The 18,922-nt window shown below is 72.6% G+C and carries 19 protein-coding genes; 9 read left to right on the top strand and 10 right to left on the bottom strand.

Going from position 1 to position 18,922, the window contains the following annotated elements; genetic code table 11:
- The first annotated feature begins 42 nt into the window (after window positions 1-42).
- On the top strand, window positions 43-1,107 hold the full coding sequence (locus OHB01_RS25390) for an RNA polymerase subunit sigma-70 (RefSeq protein WP_260617519.1): 1,065 nt from the start codon (window positions 43-45) through the stop codon (window positions 1,105-1,107).
- A gap of 87 nt (window positions 1,108-1,194) precedes the next feature.
- Window positions 1,195-1,632 (top strand): hypothetical protein, encoded by a 438-nt coding sequence (locus OHB01_RS25385; RefSeq protein WP_142651632.1) that lies wholly within the window; start codon window positions 1,195-1,197, stop codon window positions 1,630-1,632.
- 3 nt (window positions 1,633-1,635) lie between these two features.
- Here OHB01_RS25385 and OHB01_RS25380 read toward each other — a convergent pair whose 3' ends face one another.
- Entirely contained in the window at window positions 1,636-2,685 is a 1,050-nt protein-coding gene (locus tag OHB01_RS25380) for a PucR family transcriptional regulator (RefSeq protein ID WP_240972107.1), read from the bottom strand.
- Between the two features lie 83 nt (window positions 2,686-2,768).
- On the opposite strand from OHB01_RS25380, the gene OHB01_RS25375 reads away from it, so the two are divergent.
- Together OHB01_RS25375 and pruA are read left to right on the top strand one after the other, a co-directional pair.
- A complete protein-coding gene (locus OHB01_RS25375) occupies window positions 2,769-3,680 on the top strand; it encodes a proline dehydrogenase family protein (protein WP_142651634.1) in 912 nt (303 codons plus the stop codon).
- The gene (pruA, locus tag OHB01_RS25370; protein WP_142651652.1) at window positions 3,680-5,353 is read left to right on the top strand and encodes an L-glutamate gamma-semialdehyde dehydrogenase; all 1,674 of its coding nucleotides are present in this window, start codon (window positions 3,680-3,682) and stop codon (window positions 5,351-5,353) included. Before OHB01_RS25375 ends, pruA begins: the two co-directional genes overlap by 1 nt.
- 86 nt (window positions 5,354-5,439) lie before the next feature.
- Here pruA and OHB01_RS25365 read toward each other — a convergent pair whose 3' ends face one another.
- The 3 genes from OHB01_RS25365 to OHB01_RS25355 are packed head-to-tail and all read right to left on the bottom strand — an operon-like array spanning window position 5,440 to window position 6,574.
- A complete protein-coding gene (locus OHB01_RS25365) occupies window positions 5,440-5,772 on the bottom strand; it encodes a putative quinol monooxygenase (RefSeq protein WP_142651635.1) in 333 nt (110 codons plus the stop codon).
- Window positions 5,769-6,131 (bottom strand): hypothetical protein, encoded by a 363-nt coding sequence (locus OHB01_RS25360; RefSeq protein ID WP_205831102.1) that lies wholly within the window; start codon window positions 6,129-6,131, stop codon window positions 5,769-5,771. Before OHB01_RS25360 ends, OHB01_RS25365 begins: the two co-directional genes overlap by 4 nt.
- Window positions 6,083-6,574 (bottom strand): serine hydrolase, encoded by a 492-nt coding sequence (locus OHB01_RS25355; RefSeq protein ID WP_205831103.1) that lies wholly within the window; start codon window positions 6,572-6,574, stop codon window positions 6,083-6,085. The genes OHB01_RS25360 and OHB01_RS25355 overlap by 49 nt, the downstream gene beginning before the upstream one ends.
- A 126-nt stretch (window positions 6,575-6,700) precedes the next feature.
- On the opposite strand from OHB01_RS25355, the gene OHB01_RS25350 reads away from it, so the two are divergent.
- Window positions 6,701-7,309: a copper chaperone PCu(A)C gene (locus OHB01_RS25350; RefSeq protein WP_142651636.1), complete on the top strand. Its 609-nt coding sequence runs from the start codon at window positions 6,701-6,703 to the stop codon at window positions 7,307-7,309.
- A 134-nt stretch (window positions 7,310-7,443) separates the two neighbouring features.
- On the opposite strand, the gene OHB01_RS25345 is transcribed toward OHB01_RS25350, so the two are convergent.
- From OHB01_RS25345 to OHB01_RS25335, 3 genes are all read right to left on the bottom strand, one after another.
- Window positions 7,444-8,109 (bottom strand): esterase/lipase family protein, encoded by a 666-nt coding sequence (locus OHB01_RS25345; protein WP_142651637.1) that lies wholly within the window; start codon window positions 8,107-8,109, stop codon window positions 7,444-7,446.
- 193 nt (window positions 8,110-8,302) lie between these two features.
- Window positions 8,303-8,602 carry a PP2C family protein-serine/threonine phosphatase gene (locus OHB01_RS25340; protein ID WP_142651638.1) on the bottom strand — a complete coding sequence of 100 codons (300 nt, stop codon included), beginning with the start codon at window positions 8,600-8,602 and terminating at the stop codon, window positions 8,303-8,305.
- Window positions 8,542-9,204 (bottom strand): alpha/beta hydrolase, encoded by a 663-nt coding sequence (locus OHB01_RS25335; protein ID WP_328854062.1) that lies wholly within the window; start codon window positions 9,202-9,204, stop codon window positions 8,542-8,544. Before OHB01_RS25335 ends, OHB01_RS25340 begins: the two co-directional genes overlap by 61 nt.
- Window positions 9,205-9,509: 305 nt before the next feature.
- Between OHB01_RS25335 and OHB01_RS25330 the strand changes: the two genes are divergently transcribed.
- The 3 genes from OHB01_RS25330 to OHB01_RS25320 are packed head-to-tail and all read left to right on the top strand — an operon-like array spanning window position 9,510 to window position 11,771.
- Window positions 9,510-10,835: an ISL3 family transposase gene (locus tag OHB01_RS25330; RefSeq protein WP_328709300.1), complete on the top strand. Its 1,326-nt coding sequence runs from the start codon at window positions 9,510-9,512 to the stop codon at window positions 10,833-10,835.
- A 49-nt stretch (window positions 10,836-10,884) separates the two neighbouring features.
- On the top strand, window positions 10,885-11,295 hold the full coding sequence (locus OHB01_RS25325; protein ID WP_328854061.1) for a hypothetical protein: 411 nt from the start codon (window positions 10,885-10,887) through the stop codon (window positions 11,293-11,295).
- Between the two features lie 20 nt (window positions 11,296-11,315).
- Entirely contained in the window at window positions 11,316-11,771 is a 456-nt protein-coding gene (locus OHB01_RS25320; protein WP_142651641.1) for a DUF6789 family protein, read from the top strand.
- A 44-nt stretch (window positions 11,772-11,815) separates the two neighbouring features.
- Here OHB01_RS25320 and OHB01_RS25315 read toward each other — a convergent pair whose 3' ends face one another.
- Both OHB01_RS25315 and OHB01_RS25310 read right to left on the bottom strand, forming a co-directional pair.
- Entirely contained in the window at window positions 11,816-12,658 is an 843-nt protein-coding gene (locus tag OHB01_RS25315) for an MBL fold metallo-hydrolase (protein ID WP_328854060.1), read from the bottom strand.
- 134 nt (window positions 12,659-12,792) lie between these two features.
- Complete coding sequence (locus OHB01_RS25310; protein ID WP_142651643.1) at window positions 12,793-13,218, bottom strand: PPOX class F420-dependent oxidoreductase; 426 nt, start codon at window positions 13,216-13,218, stop codon at window positions 12,793-12,795.
- Window positions 13,219-13,522: 304 nt separating this feature from the next.
- Here OHB01_RS25310 and OHB01_RS25305 point away from each other — a divergent pair, with 304 nt between their 5' ends.
- On the top strand, window positions 13,523-15,751 hold the full coding sequence (locus OHB01_RS25305; protein ID WP_147942117.1) for a M4 family metallopeptidase: 2,229 nt from the start codon (window positions 13,523-13,525) through the stop codon (window positions 15,749-15,751).
- A gap of 96 nt (window positions 15,752-15,847) precedes the next feature.
- On the opposite strand, the gene OHB01_RS25300 is transcribed toward OHB01_RS25305, so the two are convergent.
- Window positions 15,848-18,877 (bottom strand): helix-turn-helix transcriptional regulator, encoded by a 3,030-nt coding sequence (locus OHB01_RS25300; RefSeq protein WP_328854059.1) that lies wholly within the window; start codon window positions 18,875-18,877, stop codon window positions 15,848-15,850.
- Window positions 18,878-18,922: the final 45 nt, after the last annotated feature.

Below are 18,922 nucleotides of genomic sequence, written 5' to 3'. Positions count from 1 at the left end.
CTCCGGCTGATCACGTACGGGTGACGGAGACGCGGGGCGGGCGTGAGCGAACAGCACGTCACGGCCGGGGACTCCCCGGCCGCCGACGCCATGGCGGAGGCCGTCCGGTCGGGCGACCAGGCCGTCTTCGGCGAGCTCGCCGCGCGTCACCAGCACGAGCTGCGGGTGCACTGCTACCGGATGCTCGGGTCGTTCACCGACGCCGAAGACATGGTGCAGGAGACGCTGCTGCGGGCCTGGCGGGCGCGGGAGAGCTTCGAGGGACGCTCGACGTTCCGGGCGTGGCTCTACCGGATCGCCACGAACGCCTGCCTCGACGCACTGTCCGGCCCGGCCCGCGCCCGCGAGACGGTGGCGGCGGACGTCGCGGAGAGCCCGGGGCGTCCGGCCGCGGCCGACGTCGCCTGGCTCCAGCCCTATCCGGACGACCTGCTCGACCTGGCGGCGCCGGACGAGGGCGCGCCCGACGCGGCGGCCATCGCCAGGGAGACCGTCGAGCTGGCGTTCCTGGCGGCGATCCAGCACCTCCCGCCGCGGCAGCGGGCCGTGCTGATCCTGCGCGACGTCGCCGGCTGGCCGGTGACCGAGACCGCCGAGGCGCTGGAGATGAGCGTCGCCTCGGTCAAGAGCGCGTTGCAGCGCGCCCGCGCGACGCTGCGCGAACGGCTGCCCAGGCGGCGGGCGGACTGGGCCGCGGCCACCCGGCCCACCCGCGAGGAGCTCGACCTGCTGCAGCGCTATGTCACCGCATCCAGGAACGCCGACCTGCCGGCGCTGGCGGCGCTGCTGCGCGAGGACGTCCTGCAGGCCATGCCGCCCGCCGCCCTGGTGTACGTGGGGCGGGCGGCCGTGCTCGACATGTGGCGTCCGGTGCTGGAGGGCGAGGAGCGCTGGGGCGAGTGGCACTGCGTCCCGCTCGCGGTGAACCGGCAGCCCGCGGTGGCGAACTACGTGCGGCGGCCCGGCGAGACCTCCTACGCCGCCGTCAACATCGACGTGCTGTGCGCCGAGGACGGCCTCATCACGGAGATCACCACGTTCGGCCCCGAGCTGCTGCCGCTGTTCGGCCTGCCGCTCTCGATCGAATCCGCCGTTATCGAGTCGTGATCTATTTCTTCCGTCCGGACCGATTCCCTTTCCCCGCCCGCGCCGTCGTACGAGCGGCATCACACGAACGGAAGGAAGGGAGACACCATGCCGGACATCACCACGACGCAGCCGGACGAACAGCTCCGGGCGCTGAACCGGCTCGTCGGCACCTGGCGCGTGACCGGCGGCTCGGAGGGCACGGTCACCTACCGCTGGATGGAGGGGGGCTTCTTCCTCATCCAGGACATCCGGCTGGAGCAGGACGGTCAGCCGATCACCGGCCTGGAGATCATCGGCAGGGAGAGGTCATACGGGGCCGACGGGCCGAGCGAGGACATCAAGTCCCGCTATTACAGCAGCTCAGGCGACACCCTCGACTACGTCTACGAACTCGACGGCGACACGCTGACCATCTGGTTCGGCGCGAAGGGGTCTCCGGCGTACTTCCGGGGCACCTTCACCCCGGACGGCGACGCCATGACCGGACGATGGAACTACCCGGGCGGCGGGGGCTACGAGTCGAACATGACCAGGATCGGATAGCCGTCACGAGGGGAGCAGGGCCGCCGCCTTCAGCGACAGGTGGAGCAGCAGGCGGTCCTCCCCGTCGGCGAGGTCGAGCCCGGTGAGGCGCCCGGCCTTGCCCAGGCGGTAGTACAGCGTCTGCCGGTGCACGCCCAGCACCGCAGCCGTCTCCTGGACCTGCCCGGCGTGGTCGAGGTAGGTCTCCACGCTCGCCGCGATCCCGGGCGTGAGGGCGGCCGACTCGGCGGCGAGATCGGCCAGGTCGCGCGGCGACAGCCGGGCCAGCAGCCGATAGACGCCGAGCGTGCTCCAGTCGGCCACCGGGGCGTGCCGCCCGACGTGCTCGGCCACCCGCAGCGCCAGCAGCGCCTCCCGCCAGCTCTGCCACGCCTCCCCCGGATCGTCGCGCGGACCCCCGATCCCGGCGGCCATGCCGTACAGCTTGTGCAGGAGGCGCGCGACGTGCGCGGCCTGCCCGGCGGGCGCCAGCACGGCGAGCAGCGGCGCGTCCACGGCCGTGTCGGTCACGTCCGGGTCGGCCAGCACGCCGCGCGGCAGCGTGCGCGGCGGCCCGGAGACCGCCGTGGGCGTCCGCACGGCCAGCGCCGTCACCGGTCCCTCGACGTCCACCCGGGCGGTGGCGCGGACCGCGGGGTCGGCCGAGAAGAACTGGCGCAGCGGGGCGTGCCGGCCGCGGGCCTGCCTGGCCAGCAGCGCGGCCGCCTGAGCGACCAGCGGCGCGATCTCGGCCAGCCGCTCGTCGGTGAGCTCCCCGGATTCGAGCGCCCACAGGTAGCCGTAGGTCACCCCCTCGTGCCGCAGCGGCACGCACACGCGGCCGAGCAGGCCGGACAGCCCGGGGATGCGCACCGGGCCCGTCGCGGTGGCGATGCCGTACGCCTCGAAGTGGGCCCTCACCTCGTCGGACGCGTGGCGGCGCAGGATCGACTCCTGCCGCACGCGGTCGATGTCCCCGCTCTGCGCGCCGTACGCCAGCAGGTTGAAGGAGCGGTCCTCCAGGGTCACGGAGGCGTCCAGCAGCCGGGAGATCTCATCGACGATGTCTTGCATGCTGACATTCTTGTACATTTGTCGAAAAATGCTGTGGCGGATGTCCGTGGAACTTCCGTGACGTGCGGATTTAGCCTGAGGCCATGCTCGGTTCCCTGCTTCTCGCGTGCTCACGAAGCCCGCTCGCCCGCCGGGCCGTGTCGGGGCTCCCGCTCACGCGCAAGGTCGTCGACCGCTTCGTGGCCGGAGAGTCCACCGCGGACGCCGTCGCCGCGACGCGCCGCCTGACCGGCTCGGGGCTGTCCGTCACCATCGACCATCTGGGCGAGGAGGTCCGGGACCCCGGCGCCGCCGTCGCCACCGCCAAGGCGTACGTCTCCCTGCTCGAGGAGCTGCGGCCGCTCGGCCTCGGCGACCGGGCCGAGGTGTCGGTCAAGCTGTCGGCCGTCGGCCAGGCCCTCGACCCGGGCATGGCGCTGGAGAACGCACGGCAGATCTGCGCGGCGGCGCGCGAGTGCGGCTCCACCGTCACCCTGGACATGGAGGACCACACCACCGTCGACGCGACGCTCGGCACGCTGCGCGCGCTGCGGGAGGACTTCCCGGAGACGGGCGTGGCGATCCAGGCCTACCTGTTCCGCAGCGAGGCCGACTGCCGCGATCTCGCGGGGTCGCGGGTGCGGCTGGTCAAGGGCGCCTACGCCGAGCCCGCCTCGGTGGCCTGGCAGAGCAAGGCCGAGGTCGACCGCGCGTACGTGCGGTGCCTGCGGACCCTCATGTCGGGCACGGGCTATCCCATGGTGGCCACGCACGACGACCGGCTGATCGCGATCGCCGAGTCGCTCGCGGTGAGCGCCGGGCGCGGCCCGGACGACTACGAGTTCCAGATGCTCTACGGCATCCGGGCCGACAGGCAGGCGGCGCTGGCCGCGGCCGGGTCCCGGGTGCGGGTCTACGTCCCCTACGGCGACGACTGGTACGGCTACTTCATGCGCCGCCTCGCCGAGCGCCCGGCCAACGTCGCCTTCTTCCTTCGCGCTTTGAGGGGTAAATGATGGATGCGATCACCGAGGTCCCGGTGCCGGCGAACGAGCCGGTGCACGCGTACGGGCCGGGCAGCGCCGAGCGCGCGGCCCTGGAGACCCGGATCAAGGAGCTGTCGGGGACGTCCCTCGACCTGACGATGACGATCGGCGGCGAGCGGCGCATGGCCGGCGGCGCCCCGATCGACGTCGTGCAGCCGCACAACCACGCCGCCGTGCTCGGCCGTACGGCCGACGCCACCGCGGCCGATGTGCGGGCGGCGGTCGGCGCGGCGCTGGAGGCCGCGCCGCGCTGGCGGGCCCTGCCGTTCGAGGAGCGCGCCGCGGTGTTCCTGCGGGCCGCCGAGCTGCTCAGCGGCCCGTGGCGTAACACGCTCAACGCGGCCACCATCCTCGGCCAGTCGAAGTCGGCGCAGCAGGCCGAGATCGACGCCGCCTGCGAGCTGATCGACTTCTTCCGGTTCAACGTCGCCTACGCGCGGCGGCTGCTCGCCGAGCAGCCGGTGTCGTCGCCGGGTGTGTGGAACCGGATGGAGTATCGCCCGCTGGAGGGCTTCGTCCTGGCGATCACGCCGTTCAACTTCACCTCCATCGCGGCCAACCTGCCCGCGGCGGCGGCGCTGATGGGCAACGTCGTGGTGTGGAAGCCGTCGCCGACCCAGCAGTTCGCGGCGCACTTCACCATGCGCCTGCTGGAGGCGGCCGGGCTGCCGCCCGGTGTGATCAACATGGTCACCGGCAACGGCGCCGCCGTCTCCGAGGTCGCCCTGCCCCACCCCGAGCTGGCCGGGATCCACTTCACCGGCTCGACGGCGACGTTCCAGCACCTGTGGCGCGCCGTCGGGGAGAACATCTCCGGCTATAGGAGCTACCCGCGGCTCGTCGGCGAGACCGGCGGCAAGGACTTCATCCTGGCCCACCCGTCCGCGGACACCGGGGTGCTGTCGACCGCGCTGCTGCGGGGCGCGTTCGAATACCAGGGCCAGAAGTGCTCGGCGGCCTCCCGGGCGTACGTGCCGCGCTCGCTGTGGACGCGGATGCGCGACGACTTCGTCTCGGCGGCCGAGTCGCTCACCGTGGGCGACGTGTCGGGCGACCTGTCCACGTTCATGGGCGCGGTGATCGACGCGCGGGCCTTCGCCAAGCACAAGGAGGCCATCGACCGGGCGCGCTCGGCCGACTCGATCTCGGTGCTCACCGGCTCCTACGACGACTCGACCGGCTACTTCGTGCGGCCGACCGTGCTGGAGTGCGCCGACCCCGCAGACGAGGTCTTCGTGAAGGAGTACTTCGGCCCGATCCTCGCCGTCCACGTCTACGACGACGCCGCGTACGACTCCGTGCTCGACCAGATGGAGGGCATCGCGCCGTACGCGCTGACCGGGTCGATCATCGCGCAGGACCGGTACGTCATCGACGACGCCACCGAGCGGCTGCGCTTCGCGGCGGGCAACTTCTACGTCAACGACAAGCCGACCGGCGCGGTCGTCGGGCAGCAGCCGTTCGGCGGGGCCCGCGCCTCGGGCACCAACGACAAGGCCGGTTCGATCTTCAACCTGATCCGCTGGGTCAACGCCCGCACGATCAAGGAGACCTTCGTGCCGCCGGTCGTGAGCGGGCCGTACCGGGGCGACGTGCCGCAGGGCGGCTGGCAGCAGCCCGACCTCGGCGACCTCGGCTACTGACACACCACGATGCCCTCGGACCCCCTCACTGGGGGCTCCGAGGGCATCGTCGTCTCACACGGGGACCCGGCTCTTCTGGGTGCGTTTCAGTCCTCGGCGGGGACGGCCATCTCGCCGAGGAGGGACCAGTCGTCCTGCGGGACCTTGACGTTGACGATTCTCGGGGTCTCGGCGAGGTGGGGCGGCAGCGTCCGCTGGGCCGTACGGAAGTGCTCCGACCCGACGTGCGCGGCTCCGGCCTCGTCGTCCCGGAACGCCTCGACGAGCACGTACTCGGCGGGGTCGTCGAGGCTGCGCGACCAGTCGAACCACAGGCAGCCCGGCTCGGCGCGGGTCGCCTCGGTGAACTCACGGGTGATCTCCGGCCACTGGTCGGCGTACTGCGGCAGCACCCGGAACTTCGCGGTGATGAAAATCATCTGGCGTCTCCTCGTGTGATCGCGGCCAGCACCACATCTTCCAGGACCGCTCTCGGCGCCGTGTCCTGTCCGGCCTCATCGTAGGCGCCCGCCGGGACGACGACCACGAGATCGAGATCGGGCAGCAGGAACAGCCGCTGGCCGCCGTTGCCCATGGCCGTCGCCCGCCCCTCCTCGCCCACGTACCACAGGTGCCCGTAGGAGACGCCCTCCCAGGCGGGCACCCGCGGGCGCAGCATCTCCCCGATCCAGCCGGGGGCGATCTCCCGGTTCAGCAGGGCCTGGCCGATCCGGGCCAGGCCGCGCGGCGTCAGGTGGCGCTCCAGCACGTAGCGGCAGCGGTCCCGCGCCAACTCCATGGCGATCTCGCTGTTGGCCGGGCTGGTGTAGGCGCGCTCTCGTCCCACTCCAGGCCCATCGTCATCGTCAGCGCGTGCCCGATCGTCAGCCCGGCCCGGCGGGGATCGGCCGCGAGGTCGGCGTGCTCGGGGAAGACCGTCAGGAGCGGCTCGCCGGGCTCCGGCACCAGGCCGGACTCCAGCGCCATGCCGTACAGGAGCGCCACCAGGCTCTTGGTGACCGAGCGCAGGTCGTGCGGCGTGTCCGGCCCGAAGTCCACGTGGCCGAGCGGGGTGTTCAGCACGTGGTCCTCGCCGCCGCCGTACCACTCGAGGACGACGCGGCCGTGCCGGGCCACCACGACGCCGTGCAGGGCCGGGGCCCCGCCCCGCCGTACGAGGGCGTCCAGCCGGTGGGGCAGGTCCGCAGGGAACCCTGCCCTCTCCGGGGCGATCAGCCGCATGCGTCTCCTCCGCGTTCTCGGGGATTCCTCCGGGGTCCCGGCGCTCGCATGATTCCCCGGCGGTAAACAACCGGGTTAGAGGGGTACCCAGCCTCGAAAGACGCCTACGAGCGAGCCGAGGTCGACATGCGCGCAATCCTGGCGGCTCTCTGCGTCGCGGCCGCGACCGTCACCGCGGCCTGCGGCGACATGAAGCAGGACTTCTACACCGAGACGATCCCCCAGAACGACGGGGCGAACGCGGACCTGCCCGGCATGCTGCTCCGCAACGCCTTCATCATCGGCCCGCTGCAGCCCGCCCCGCCGGGGACCGACATGCCGATGTACATGATGCTGCTCAACCAGACGGGCCGCGCCGACCGCCTGGTGTCGGTGGACACCGGGGGCCTGTTCCGGGAGGCCCGCCTGCCCGCCCCGGACGGCCTGGAGATCCCCGCCGGGAAGTACGTCGGCGGGACGCCCTTCCCGCAGGTGCTGCTCGTCGGCCTCACCCGCCCGCTGCGCAGCGGCGGCACGATCCCCGTGACGTTCCGGTTCCAGAACGCGGGGACGACCCGGGTGGACGTGCCGGTCCTGCCGCCGGGAACGTGGCGGAGCACCTACTCCCCCTGGCCGGGCATGTCGCCGTTCGCCTCACCCACTCCGTCGCCCGCCCTTTCGCCCAGTCCGACGCCTGCCCTTTCACCCGGCTCCTCGCCGGCCGTCTCGCCCAGTCCGTCGCCGACCGGGAGCTGACCCGTCCCGGATCCCGGGGTTCGCGGCGATGATCCCGCCGCCCGCGCGTCCCGCACCCGTGTCACCGATGGCGTCACTCCTCCATCGTGACGCGGCCGGGCGGCGGTGGGCCGCCCGGCCGGAAACAGAGGCGATCAGCTGTTGAGCAGATCGCGGATGCCGGACATCGCCTGGATGTTGCTCAGGATCGACAGGTGGTCGACACAGGCGAGGGTGTGGTTGTCCGCCCCGGACAGCCGGGTGCTGGTGTAGGGGATGATGATGCCGTCGCAGGGCGACACCCAGGTGCCGTATTTCGCCGACCCGGGCGTCTCGTCGCCGCTCAGCGAGGTGATGTACGCCGAGCCGGGCAGCATCTCGATGCACGAGACATAGATGGTGCAGGCGGCGGCGTACGTCGTGCCGTGGTTGGCGCCGGCCAGCGAGGCGACGTGGCCGACGTTGGCGGCGCCGCCGAGCTTCTGCAGGTAGTACCGCGTCACCAGGCCGCCCATCGAGTGGTTGACGATGTCGACCTGGGACGCGCCCGTGCTCGCCTTGATCTGGTTGACGAGGGCGGCCAGGCCCTGGGCGCTGACCACGTTCGAGCCGGCCCAGTTGTAGTTGTAGCCGTACAGCCGGCTGGCGGACCAGCCGTTGGCCACCAGGTACGCCTGCAGGGTGGCGAAGTTGGTGCTGTTTCCGGTGTAGCCGTGGACGAATACGACGGGGTTGTGCGTGGCCGCCTGCGCGGGGGCAGTGGGGGCGAGGAAGCCGAGCAGGGCCAGGATGCCGAGGAGGGGGCCGACGATCCTACGCATGAGATCTCCTTGCCGTGGGGGATGACAGGAGTCTCGTGATCTGAACCGGTCACGGCATCGGGGAAATCACCAGTCGCCGTCCCCTGTTTCCGCCCGGGAGGACGGCACGGGAGGACGGCACGGGCGGGCGGAGCGGGCAGACAGCGCGGGCGGAGCGGGCGGGCGGCGCGGGCGGCGCGGGGAGACTGCGCGATCAGGCGGGGATCTTGAGCACGAGGACGGCGATGTCGTCGCGCGGCAGCCCGGACTGGAAGGCGACGGCCTCGTCCACGACCGCCTCGGCGATCCCCGCGGCGTCCATGGCGCGGGAGGCGCCGAGCAGGCGCCGCAGCCGGTCCTCGCCGTACAGGTCCTCGCCCCTGCGCGCCTCGACGACGCCGTCGGTGTAGAAGAGGACCACGTCGCCGGGGGCGAGATCGACGTCGACGTCGGTCAGCCTGATCTTGGGCAGCAGGCCGAGGACGCTGCCGGGTCGCCCGATCTCGCCGACCATGTCTCCGGCGGCCCGCACAGGAACGTCACCGTCGCGAACCGCTTGGCGATGTCCGGATCGGTGCGGCAGAAGCTGTTGGTCAGCTCGGCCCCCAGCTCGGGGCGCTCCGGATTGCCCATGATCACCGGGGCCATGGCGCTGGACCAGCCGAGGTAGTTGCTGTCGAGAGACTCCAGCAGTTCCTCGATGTCGGCCGCGCTGAAGCCGCCGGTGTAGCCCTCGTCGTCGATGTAGCAAGGCGACGGCCCGACCATCACCAGCGCCCCGAAGCGCGCCGGCTCCCTGATGGCCGCCAGCGCGCCGATCATCGCGCTCACCGAATGGCCCACGAAGACCGCGCCGGTCAGGTCGAGCTCGGCGCAGACGTCCAGGACGTCCTGCGCGTACCCCTGGAGCGAGGAGTAGCGCTCGGGCGAGTAGGCCGACAGGTCGGAGTCGCCGGAGCCCACGTAGTCGAACAGGACGACCCGGTGGTCGTCCTCGAACGCGGGCGCGACCAGCCGCCACATGTTCTGGTCGCATCCGAACCCGTGGGCGAAGACCATGGGGCGGCCGTCCGCCCGGCCGGTGACTCCCACGTTGTTGCGCACCTGCACGCTCATGACGCGCAAGCGTACAAAGCGAACGGGCGCCCGGGTACGCCGGGCCGCCGGGGGTGGACGGCCGTCCGTCCGCGCCGTACGGAGGGCGGTCGCCGGAACCACGGCCCTCCCCGGGCCGGGGCTTCGCGGGAGGCCCTGTTTGATCTGGGCCGAGGGGGTATGGCGGCTCATCGAACTTGATCGGGGTTGAGGCGAGGCTGCGCCTGCTCGCGCGGCTGCGGGATGGATTGCCTCTTGAGGGAGCTCGCGGCTCCCGTTGATCATTTCTGTTATCTACGCAGAAGATCAACAGAAGAGCCGCGAGCATGGTCAACGATACGACCCGGCTGCTGGGCCTGGAGGGCCTGGCCGTCGTCGACGTCGTCGCAGCAGGTGAAGACAGCAGGCAGGGGCCGATCGTGCATCTGGTCACCGCCGACGAGAGCGCTCGGGCCTGCCCCGAGTGCGGGGTGTTCGCGGCCCGGGTCAAGGAGTGGGTGACCACCCGCCCGCGTGACCTACCGGTCGCGGGCCGCCGCTGTGACCTGCGCTGGCGTAAACGCCGGTGGTACTGCGACGAGCCGGCCTGCCCGAGAGGGACGTTCACCGAGCACGTCGCACAGGTCCCGGCCCGGGCCCGGCTGACGGTGCGATTACGCCAGGCCGCCGGGGAAGCCGTCGCCGACCGTGGGAGGACGATCGTGCAGTCGGCTCGCGACCACGGCGTGTCCTGGCCGGTGGCCTGTGCGGCGTTCACCGCGCACGCCCAGCGGGTGCTGCCCGGTCAGCCCGCCCCCGTCACGGTGCTGGGGATCGATGAGATCCGCCGAGGCCGGCCCCGCTGGACCTGGGATGAGACCACCGGCACCTGGCAGACCGTCGTGGACCGATGGCATGTCGGCTTCGTCGACCTGTCCGGCGGGCAAGGCCTGCTCGGCCAGGTCGAAGGCCGTACCAGCACTGCTGTCACCGGCTGGCTCGGCCAGCGTACTCAGGCCTGGCGTGATGGCGTGACCTTCGTCGCGATCGACATGTGCACCATCTTCAAATCCGCCGTCCGGGTGGCGTTACCGCAGGCCAGGCTGGTGGTCGACCACTTCCACATCGTGCAGCTGGCCAACGCCGCCGTCACCGAGGTCCGCCGCCGCGTCACCGTCCAGGTGCGGGGCAGGCGCGGGCGCAAGGGCAACCGCGAATGGGAACTACGTAACCGGCTGACCCGCTCGGCCGCCCGGATGCACGGCTCGCAACTCGACCCGATGGTCGATGACCTGATGGCGCTACCGAGGCGGATCGGAGTGCCGATCCTGGCCGCGTGGAACGCCAAGGAAGACCTGCTCGACCTGCTCGCCTTGGCGCGCACCCACCCCGATCGCTCCGTCGTCGCCGGCCGGCTGTTCCGCTTCTATGACCGCTGCGCCGCCTCCGGCCTGCCTGAACTGGAACGCCTGGCGAGCACGGTCGAGACCTGGTGGCCCGAGATCCTCGCGTTCATCCACACCGGCATCACCAACGCCGGCTCCGAGGGCACCAACCGCGTGATCAAGACCGTCGCCCGCGACGCGTACGGCTTCCGCAACCCCGAAAACCAGCGGTTACGCACCCGCTGCGCCACCACCCGACGAAGCCGCGGATTCCTCAACCCCGCTTAACTTCGAAGAGCCGGTATGGCGGCATGTGCGCGCGCCGGAAGGGGGAGCGATGACCGACGACACCATGGCGAGCACACCGGAACGCTTCGCGTTCGACTTCGACTCCCGCTTCGCCGCCCTGCTGTCCGTGCTGGGCATCCGCCAGGACACCGCCGGGGTCCTGGTCGGCCCTGGCACGCTGCGGGTCCGCTTCGGGCCCTGGGTGATCGAGACCCCGCTGGCCAACGTCTCGGGCGTCGAGACGACCGGCCCCTACTCCCCATGGCGGGCGATCGGGGTGCACGTGTCGCTCGCCGACCGCGGCCTGACGTTCGCCACCAACGCCCGCAAGGGGCTGTGCGTACGGTTCCAGGAGCCGATCCGGGGCGGCGAGCCGCTCGGGCTGCTGCGCCATCCCGGCCTGACCGTGACGGTCGCCGACCCCGCGGGACTCGCCGAGAAGCTGTCCCGCCGTCTGTAGAAGCTCCAGGAGGAAGACCCTTGATCCGCCGACTCGTACGCGGCGCCGCCGCCGGAGCGCTGTCCACCCTCGCGATGAGCGGGGTGATGCTCGCCGGGCAGAAGAGCGGCCTCATGCCGGGCCAGCCGCCCAAGCACATCGTGAGGGCCGCTCTGCCGGGCCACCGGCACCGGCCCAAGCCCGGCGAACGCGTGCTCGGCGCCGCCGCGCACCTGGGATTCGGCGCCACCTGCGGCGCGGCGTTCGCGCTGCTCACCCGCGGGCGCGGGGCCGGCGTTCCCCTCGGGGTGGGCTACGCCCTGCTGATCTGGCTCGGCGCCTACGAGGGCTGGGTGCCCGCGCTGAACATCCTGCCGCCCGCCTCGCGCGACCCCGCGCGCGGACGCCCGGTCGTCATGGCCGCGGCGCATGTGGCGTACGGCGCCACGCTGGCGCTCGTGGTGCGTGCCATGGCGGACGGACGACACGACGCATAGGCGCGCCCCTCTCGTCCTGTTCGCGTGCCACGGCGCGAGACGGCTCAGGACGTGACGGCCCTCGCGGAGTTCCACAGCACCCCGCGGTTGATCCGGTCGGGATAGAGGGCGACGACGGCCTCGTACAGGTCGGCGTGGTCTCCGGCCTTGTCCGCCGCGGCAGCGAAGTCCTCGATGTAGCGGCGGGTCCTGGCGATGTCGCCGGGGCTGTCGGGATCGCCGTCGCGCTTGTGGCCGGAGACGACGGCGCTGGGCCGGAGGCTCTCGATGGTGTCCAGTGCGTCGAGCCACTGCCGCGTGCCGTCGCCCTTCGACTCGGCCATGTAGAGGTGGACGTCTCCGTACACGGCGTCGCCCGCCACGACCAGCCCGATGGACGGGACGTGCAGTGCGCTGGTGGCGTCGGTGTCGGTGTGTCCCAGCTCGATCGCGTGGAGCCGCTCCCCTTCCAGCTCGATGTCGCCGGTCAGCGGTCGCGCGACCACGCGCCGATCCGAGATCTGGCCGGGGAAGCGCGGGTCCCAGAACCCGTCGAACCAGCGCGGCCCCCATTGGGCGCCCATCTGCGCCGCCACGGCCGGCGTGGCGACGAGCGTGGCCTCCGGGAAGCGCTCGAGGAGCGCGGGGGCACCGAAGAAGTGGTCGCCGTGGGCGTGCGTGACGAAGACGGTGGTCACGTTCTTGCCGGTGGCCGCCACCCAGTCGGCCAGGGCACGTGATTCGTCGATGGTCATGAGCGGGTCCACCAGGACCGCGTCGTTCGCGCCGTAGATGAGGGTCGACGCGGTCGGCGACCACATCCGCCGCGCCTCGCCGGGGGGCAGGTCGTCGGAGACCACGAACTTCGACGGTGCGACATACACGGAGTAGTCCAGCAGGCGTGCCATGGGGGTGTTTCCTTCGGGAAGCCGGTCCGGCTCTCAGCCGGGTTGACTGAGGCGTAATTGTTTTGCCTCTGTCATCATGCTCGCGCCCCACAACAGAAGTCAACACGCTTTGCCTATGTCGCCGGGCGGCGTCCTCAGCCGGCGACGTCCTTGAACGCGATGACCTTGCCGACGCGCAGCCGCACGAGGAGCTCTCCCGGCACGCCGTTGCGCCTGCCGTACTCCTCGGCCCGCTCCTGGCCCATGTAACGGCCGCCGAGCACCGTCGCCCAGTGGCGCACCTCGGCGAGGTCGTCCGACAGGGTCGTCTCCCCCTCGATCAGCACGTACGAGTACGGCGGGGCCTGGTCGTCGACGCACATGGCCGCCCGGGGATCGCGGCGCAGCGCGCCGGCCTTCACCCCGCTCTCGTGGGTGGTGAACACCACGTCGTCCCCGTCGAGGGCGAACCAGATCGGCGTCACGTGCGGCCGCCCGTCCGCCCGGGTGACGGCGAGCTTCCCGGTCCTGGTGCCGCTCATCGCGAACTCGCGCCACTCCGCCTCGGTCATCCTCTCCATGGTGTCGAAGCTATCGCCCCGCATCTTTCGTCTTCCCCACGTGGCGGCCGTTTTCTTACGACCTACGCACAAAGCCAGTCGCTTTTCCGTAGATGTACGGATATCGCTACGGATGTTCGCGTCGGGACCGTGGTTCTAACGTCGCGCACGGGCCGGATTCCCCGGCCGGAAGCCCCCATCCATTTCTCTCATCACCCCCCGAATCCCACCGTGTCCGCCGCCCGGGTTCGTCTCCCGGAGGCGGGCCGCCGGTGCCCGCCCACAAGGCGGACGCCCCGTGGGAGGCAGAGAAAGGAAGACGCCCATGAGGCGCACAGCACTGCTCGCGGCCGCCGCCGCGCTGGCCGTGACCGGTGTGGTGGCACCCGCCACCGCCGCTGCCGCCAAGCCCACGCCCGGCAGCGAGACCGCGGTCAGGTCCCTCGCCGACGACCCCGCGCAGCGGGCCGCGGCCGCCGCGGACCAGGCCGTCGCGAGCGGCCTGGACGACCTGCGCGTGTCCCCGAACGAGACCTACCGGCGCACCGCCGTCACACCGGGCGGCGGCATGTTCTACGTCACCTACGAGCGCACGTACAAGGGCCTGCCCATCGTGGGCGGCGACGCGGTCGTGGTCACCGACTCCAACGGGCGGGTGCGCGACACCGAGTCGGCGTCCGGCGCCCTCCCCCTGGGCGTGCCGACCTCGCCGACGGTCAGCGCCGAGGCCGCCACCGAGACGGCGAAGACCGTGCTGTCCCGCGTCGACGACACCGCGGCCCCGCGCCTGGTCGTCCTGGCCTGGGGCGAGAAGCCGCGGCTGACCTGGGAGGCGGTGGTCTCCGGCATCGCCGGCGGCAGGCCGAGCATCCAGCACGTGTTCGTGGACGCGGTCTCCGGGGAGATCGCCGACTCCTACGACCAGGTGAAGGCCGGCACCGGCAACGGCTACTACTACGGCACGGTCACCATCAACACGAGCGGCTCGGGCAGCTCCTACTCGATGACCGACTCCACGCGCAGCGGCATCCGGTGCGGCGGGCAGAACGGCTCCGCGTACACCGGCTCGGACGACTCCTGGGGCAACGGCAGCGGCACCAACCTGGAGACCGCCTGCGTGGACGCGCTCTACAGCGTGCAGCGCGAGTGGGACATGCTGCGCGACTGGCTCGGCCGCAACGGCATCAACGGCAGCGGCGGTGGCTTCCCCGCCCGCGTGGGCCTGAACGACGTCAACGCCTACTGGAACGGCAGCTACACCAACTTCGGGCACTCGCAGGACAACGCCCGCCAGGCCACGCCGATCGACGTCGTGGCGCACGAGTTCGGCCACGCCATCTTCCAGACGACCGCCGGCGGCGCCGGCTCGGGCAACGAGAACGGCGGCCTGAACGAGGCCACCGGCGACATCTTCGGCTCGCTCACCGAGGCGTACGCCAACAACCCGAACGACCCGCCGGACTACCAGGTGGGCGAGAAGGTCAACCTCGTCGGTTCCGGGCCGATCCGCTACATGTACAACCCGTCCCTCGCCGGCGACCCCAACTGCTACTCCAGCTCGATCCCGAGCACCGAGGTGCACGCCGCGGCCGGCCCGCTGAACCACTGGTTCTACCTGCTCGCCGAGGGCTCCTCGCCCGGCGGCGGCAAGCCGAACAGCCCGATCTGCTCGGGCGGCCCGTCCTCGGTGACCGGCGTCGGCATCCAGAAGGCCGGCAAGATCTACATGGGCGCGCTGCAGCGCAAGACCTCGACCTGGAAGTACGTCAACGTCAGGACCGCCTCGCTGGCGGCGGCGGTCGAGCTGTACGGCGCGAGCAGCGCCGAGTGCGCGGCCACCAAGGCGGCCTGGAACGCGGTCGGCGTGCCGGCGCAGTCGGGCGAGGCGAGCTGCACCTCGTCGGGCGGCGACTTCTCGCTGTCGCTCAGCCCCACCTCGGGCAGCGTGACGCCGGGCCAGTCGGCCACCGCCACGGTCGCGACGTCGACCACCTCGGGTAGCGCGCAGACGGTGAGCTTCAGCGCCTCCGGGCTTCCCTCCGGCGCCACCGCGAGCTTCAGCCCGTCGTCGGTGAGCTCGGGCGGCTCCTCCACCCTGACGATCGCCACCAGCGCGTCCACGCCCTCCGGGACGTACACGGTGACGGTCACCGGAAGCGGCTCGTCCGGCTCGCACACCGCTTCCTACACGCTGACGGTGTCGGGCACCTCCGGCGGGCGTACGTTCACCAACGGCACCAACTACACGATCAACGACCTGACCACGATCAACAGCCCGATCACCTCGACCGCCACGGGAGCGGCGATCTCCCCGGTGCAGCTCAGCATCACGATCTCGCACACCTGCGCCGAGGACCTGCGGATCAGGCTCCGGGGCCCGAGCGGCACCTACTACACGGTCAAGTCCAGCGGCGGATCGAGCTGCACCTCCTTCGGCACCAGGACCTACTCCGTCCCGGTCACCCAGACGGCGGCGGGCACCTGGACGCTTGAGATCCGCGACCAGTACTACCTCGACACCGGCTACCTCGACTCGTGGAGCATCACGCTCTGAGCGACGCGGCACCGGCCCCCGGGATCGCACGGTCCCGGGGGTTTCCGCGCGTCCGGGGGTTTCCGCAGGTCCAGGGTGCCGCGTGCCCGGTGCTCGTCAGGCGGGCGGCGCGATCTGGGTCCGCGACCGCACGCCGAGCTTGCGCAGCACGGTCGCGACGTGGGTCTCGACGGTGCGCGTGGACAGGAAGAGCACGTCGGCGATCTCACGGTTGGTACGGCCGAGCGCGACGAGCCGGGCCACCTCCCGCTCCCGCTGCGACAGCGTCCCGGCGCCGCGCCGCCCGCCGCGCGGGAGCGGGACGTCAACCCCGATGTCGCGCAGCACCCGCCTGCACCGGGCGGCGTCGTGGGTGGCGCCGAGCATGCCGTACGTCTCCGCGGCCTCCCGGAAGCCCGTCGCCGCGGCACGGTCCCCGAGCGCGAGCCGGGCTCCCGCCTCTCCTTCGGCCGCCCGCGCCGCCGCGTACGGCTGGGGCAGGGCGGCGTACGCCTCCCGGGCCCGGGCGAAGAACGCGGCGGCGTCGGCGTGCCGGAGCCGCGCGGCGGCGAGCGCGCCCTGGGCGGCGTCGAGCGCGGCGTGCGCGGCGGGCGCCACCCGGCCCGCGATCCCGGCGGCGTACTCGTCCACCAGCTCCGCCGCCGTCTCCATGCGGCCCACCCGGGCGAACGCGGCCACGGCCGGCGGGACGAGGCCCGCGCCCCACACCCACACGCCCTTGCGGCGCAGCCGGGCGACCGCCGCCTCGGCCTCCGCGGCCGCCTCGTTCACCGCCCCACGGGCGAGATGCAGATCGACGAGCCCACCGGCGGCGGCCGTCACGACCGGGACGTTGCGGGCCTCCGGCGCGTCCAGCCCCGCGCGGTGGAACTGCCTGACCGCCTCCTCCCATTCGCCCGTCGCGAGGGCGAGCAGCCCGAGCACCAGCCACAGGTCCACCGCGACCAGCGGCGTCTCCGTGGCCGACTCGCTCAGGGACGCCGCCCGGTCGCGCAGCCCGTCCCATCGCCCGGTGAGCCACTCCCTGCGGATCGTGGAGGCGTCGAGGAGGAAGGCGGGATACTGCGCGCCGGTCTCCAGGGCGAGCCGCCGCCCCTCCCGGCCGAATCGCTCGGCCGCCGCGTAGAGGCCCACGGTCGTCGCCGAGTCGTGGAGGTTGCAGTAGGCGCGGGCGACCTCCCGCCGGACCCCCGTACGCGGGTCGTCGGCCGGCAGCCGGGCGGCGACGTCGAACGCGCCGGGAGAGCCGGTCGTCATCTCGAAGGAAGCACGGTTGGCCAGGACCGCGGCCGACAGCTCCGGGTTGTCTGCGGTGGCGACGAGCGCCTCGGCCCTCGCCATCCATTCCGCGTGCTCCGCCAGCGACTCGGCGCCCCACTCGGGCATCGCCATGCTGGCCCAGCCGCGGGCGGCGAGCGTCGGCCGGTCGGTCAGCTCGGCGAGGGCGGCCATGATCTCCGGCCGTCCCGCGGCGGCGTCGCCCGCCTGGTTGGACAGGACCACCCCGAGGTTGAGCCGCACCTCGCCGCGGACGCCGCGGGACAGGAAATCGCCCCGCAGCACCTGGCGCAGCAGCCGCACCACCCGCTGGTGCGACAGGCCCGTCGCCGCGAAGCGGCTCAGCATCAGCACCAGCGGACCTCTGTTGCGCACCGGGAGATCGGGGTCGTCGAGCATGCCCTCGACCACCTCGACGGCGAGGGCGGTGTCGCCCAGCGCGGCGGCCTGCTGGGCGGCGGCGGCCCCGTGGCGCACCCAGGCGTCGGTGTCCCCGGCCTGCCGGGCGTGGAAGGCCAGTTGCACCAGTGGCGGCGCGTCCGTCGCCGCGAGCGCGGCCATCGCCCGGACGTGCGCGGCACGGCGTTCCGGGCCGGGGATGGCGTCGTAGACGGCCTGCTGGGCCAGCGCGTGGCGGAAGCCGTACCGGCCGCCGGGGTGCTCGTGCAGGACTCCGGCGCGCAGCGCCTCGGCCAGCCCCGCAGCGCCCGATGCGACAGGACCCGGTCCGGTGGAGTCCGGCCCGGCGAGGCCCTGCCCGGCAGGGTCAAGGGCGGCGGGGCTCACGACAGCAGGGCCCAGCGCAGAAGGGCCCAGCGCAGAAGGGCCCAGCGCAGAAGGGCCCAGCGCAGAAGGGCCGAACGCAGAAGAGCTCAGGACAGCAGAGCTCAGCGCGGCGGGGTCGGCGCCGACCGCGGTGATGAGCCGCTCGTCCGCGGGGAGCCGCAGCACCGCCGCCGCCCGGACCGCCGCGGCCGCCGCCGGGGAAAGACCGGCCATCCGCTCGGCCATCGCCTCGCGCAGCAGCAGCGGGACGCCCGCCCGGTCGACGGCGCGGTCGAGCGCGTCCGGGTCGTCCGTGCCGGGCGGCGAGGCGGGCAGGGATCGGACCAGCTCCTCCACCACGAACGGGATGCCCGCCGTGCGCTCGTGCAGCCGCGTGACGAACCCCGGTGACAGATCGGACCGCTCCAGAAGCGCGCCGGCCAGGCTGGCCACGCCTGACGCGTCCAGCGGCGTGAGCCGTACGACCACGCTGGTCGTGTCGGGCTGGTGCCGGTAGGCCCGGCCGAGCGGCGGGCCGGTGACGCCGTCGCGGCGGCACGTCGCGACCACCGCCAGCCCCTGCGGCGGCTGCCCGGCCAGGAAGCGCAGCAGGTCGAGCGTGCCGTCGTCGGCCCAGTGCAGGTCCTCCACGACGAGCACGGCCGGTCCCACCGCCGCCAGCAGGGCGCGTATCGCGCGGAACACCCGGTGGCGTTCGGCCCGCGGGTCGTCCAGGGGCTGTGGCGACGGCGGCAGCGCGCCGTCCAGCTCGGGGAGGTGGTCGCGGAGCGCGCCGATGACCGGGTTGAGCCGGTGCGCCGCCGGGAGCCGTCCCCTGATGTCCCGCAGCGCCTCGAAGACCGGCCCGTACGGGAAGGGCTCGCGGATCTGGTGGCAGTAGCCGAGGAGGACGGCCCGGTCGCCGGACGGCAGGCGGTCGAGCGCGGCGCGGACGAGCCGGGTTTTTCCGATGCCCGCCTCGCCCTCCACCAGCACGACCGCCGGGGGGCGGGTCACCGCGTCGATGAGAGTCCGCAGCTCAGTGGCGCGTCCGACCAGCGGGGGCGGGGGCACGATGCTCATCCACGGCTCCAGGGTCAGGGTTGCGAGTCCCCCAGGCTCGGCTAC

It is taken from the genome of Microbispora hainanensis (genome assembly GCF_036186745.1).
Classification (GTDB): Bacteria; Actinomycetota; Actinomycetes; order Streptosporangiales; family Streptosporangiaceae; genus Microbispora.
This window is presented reverse-complemented; position numbering and strand designations above follow the sequence as displayed.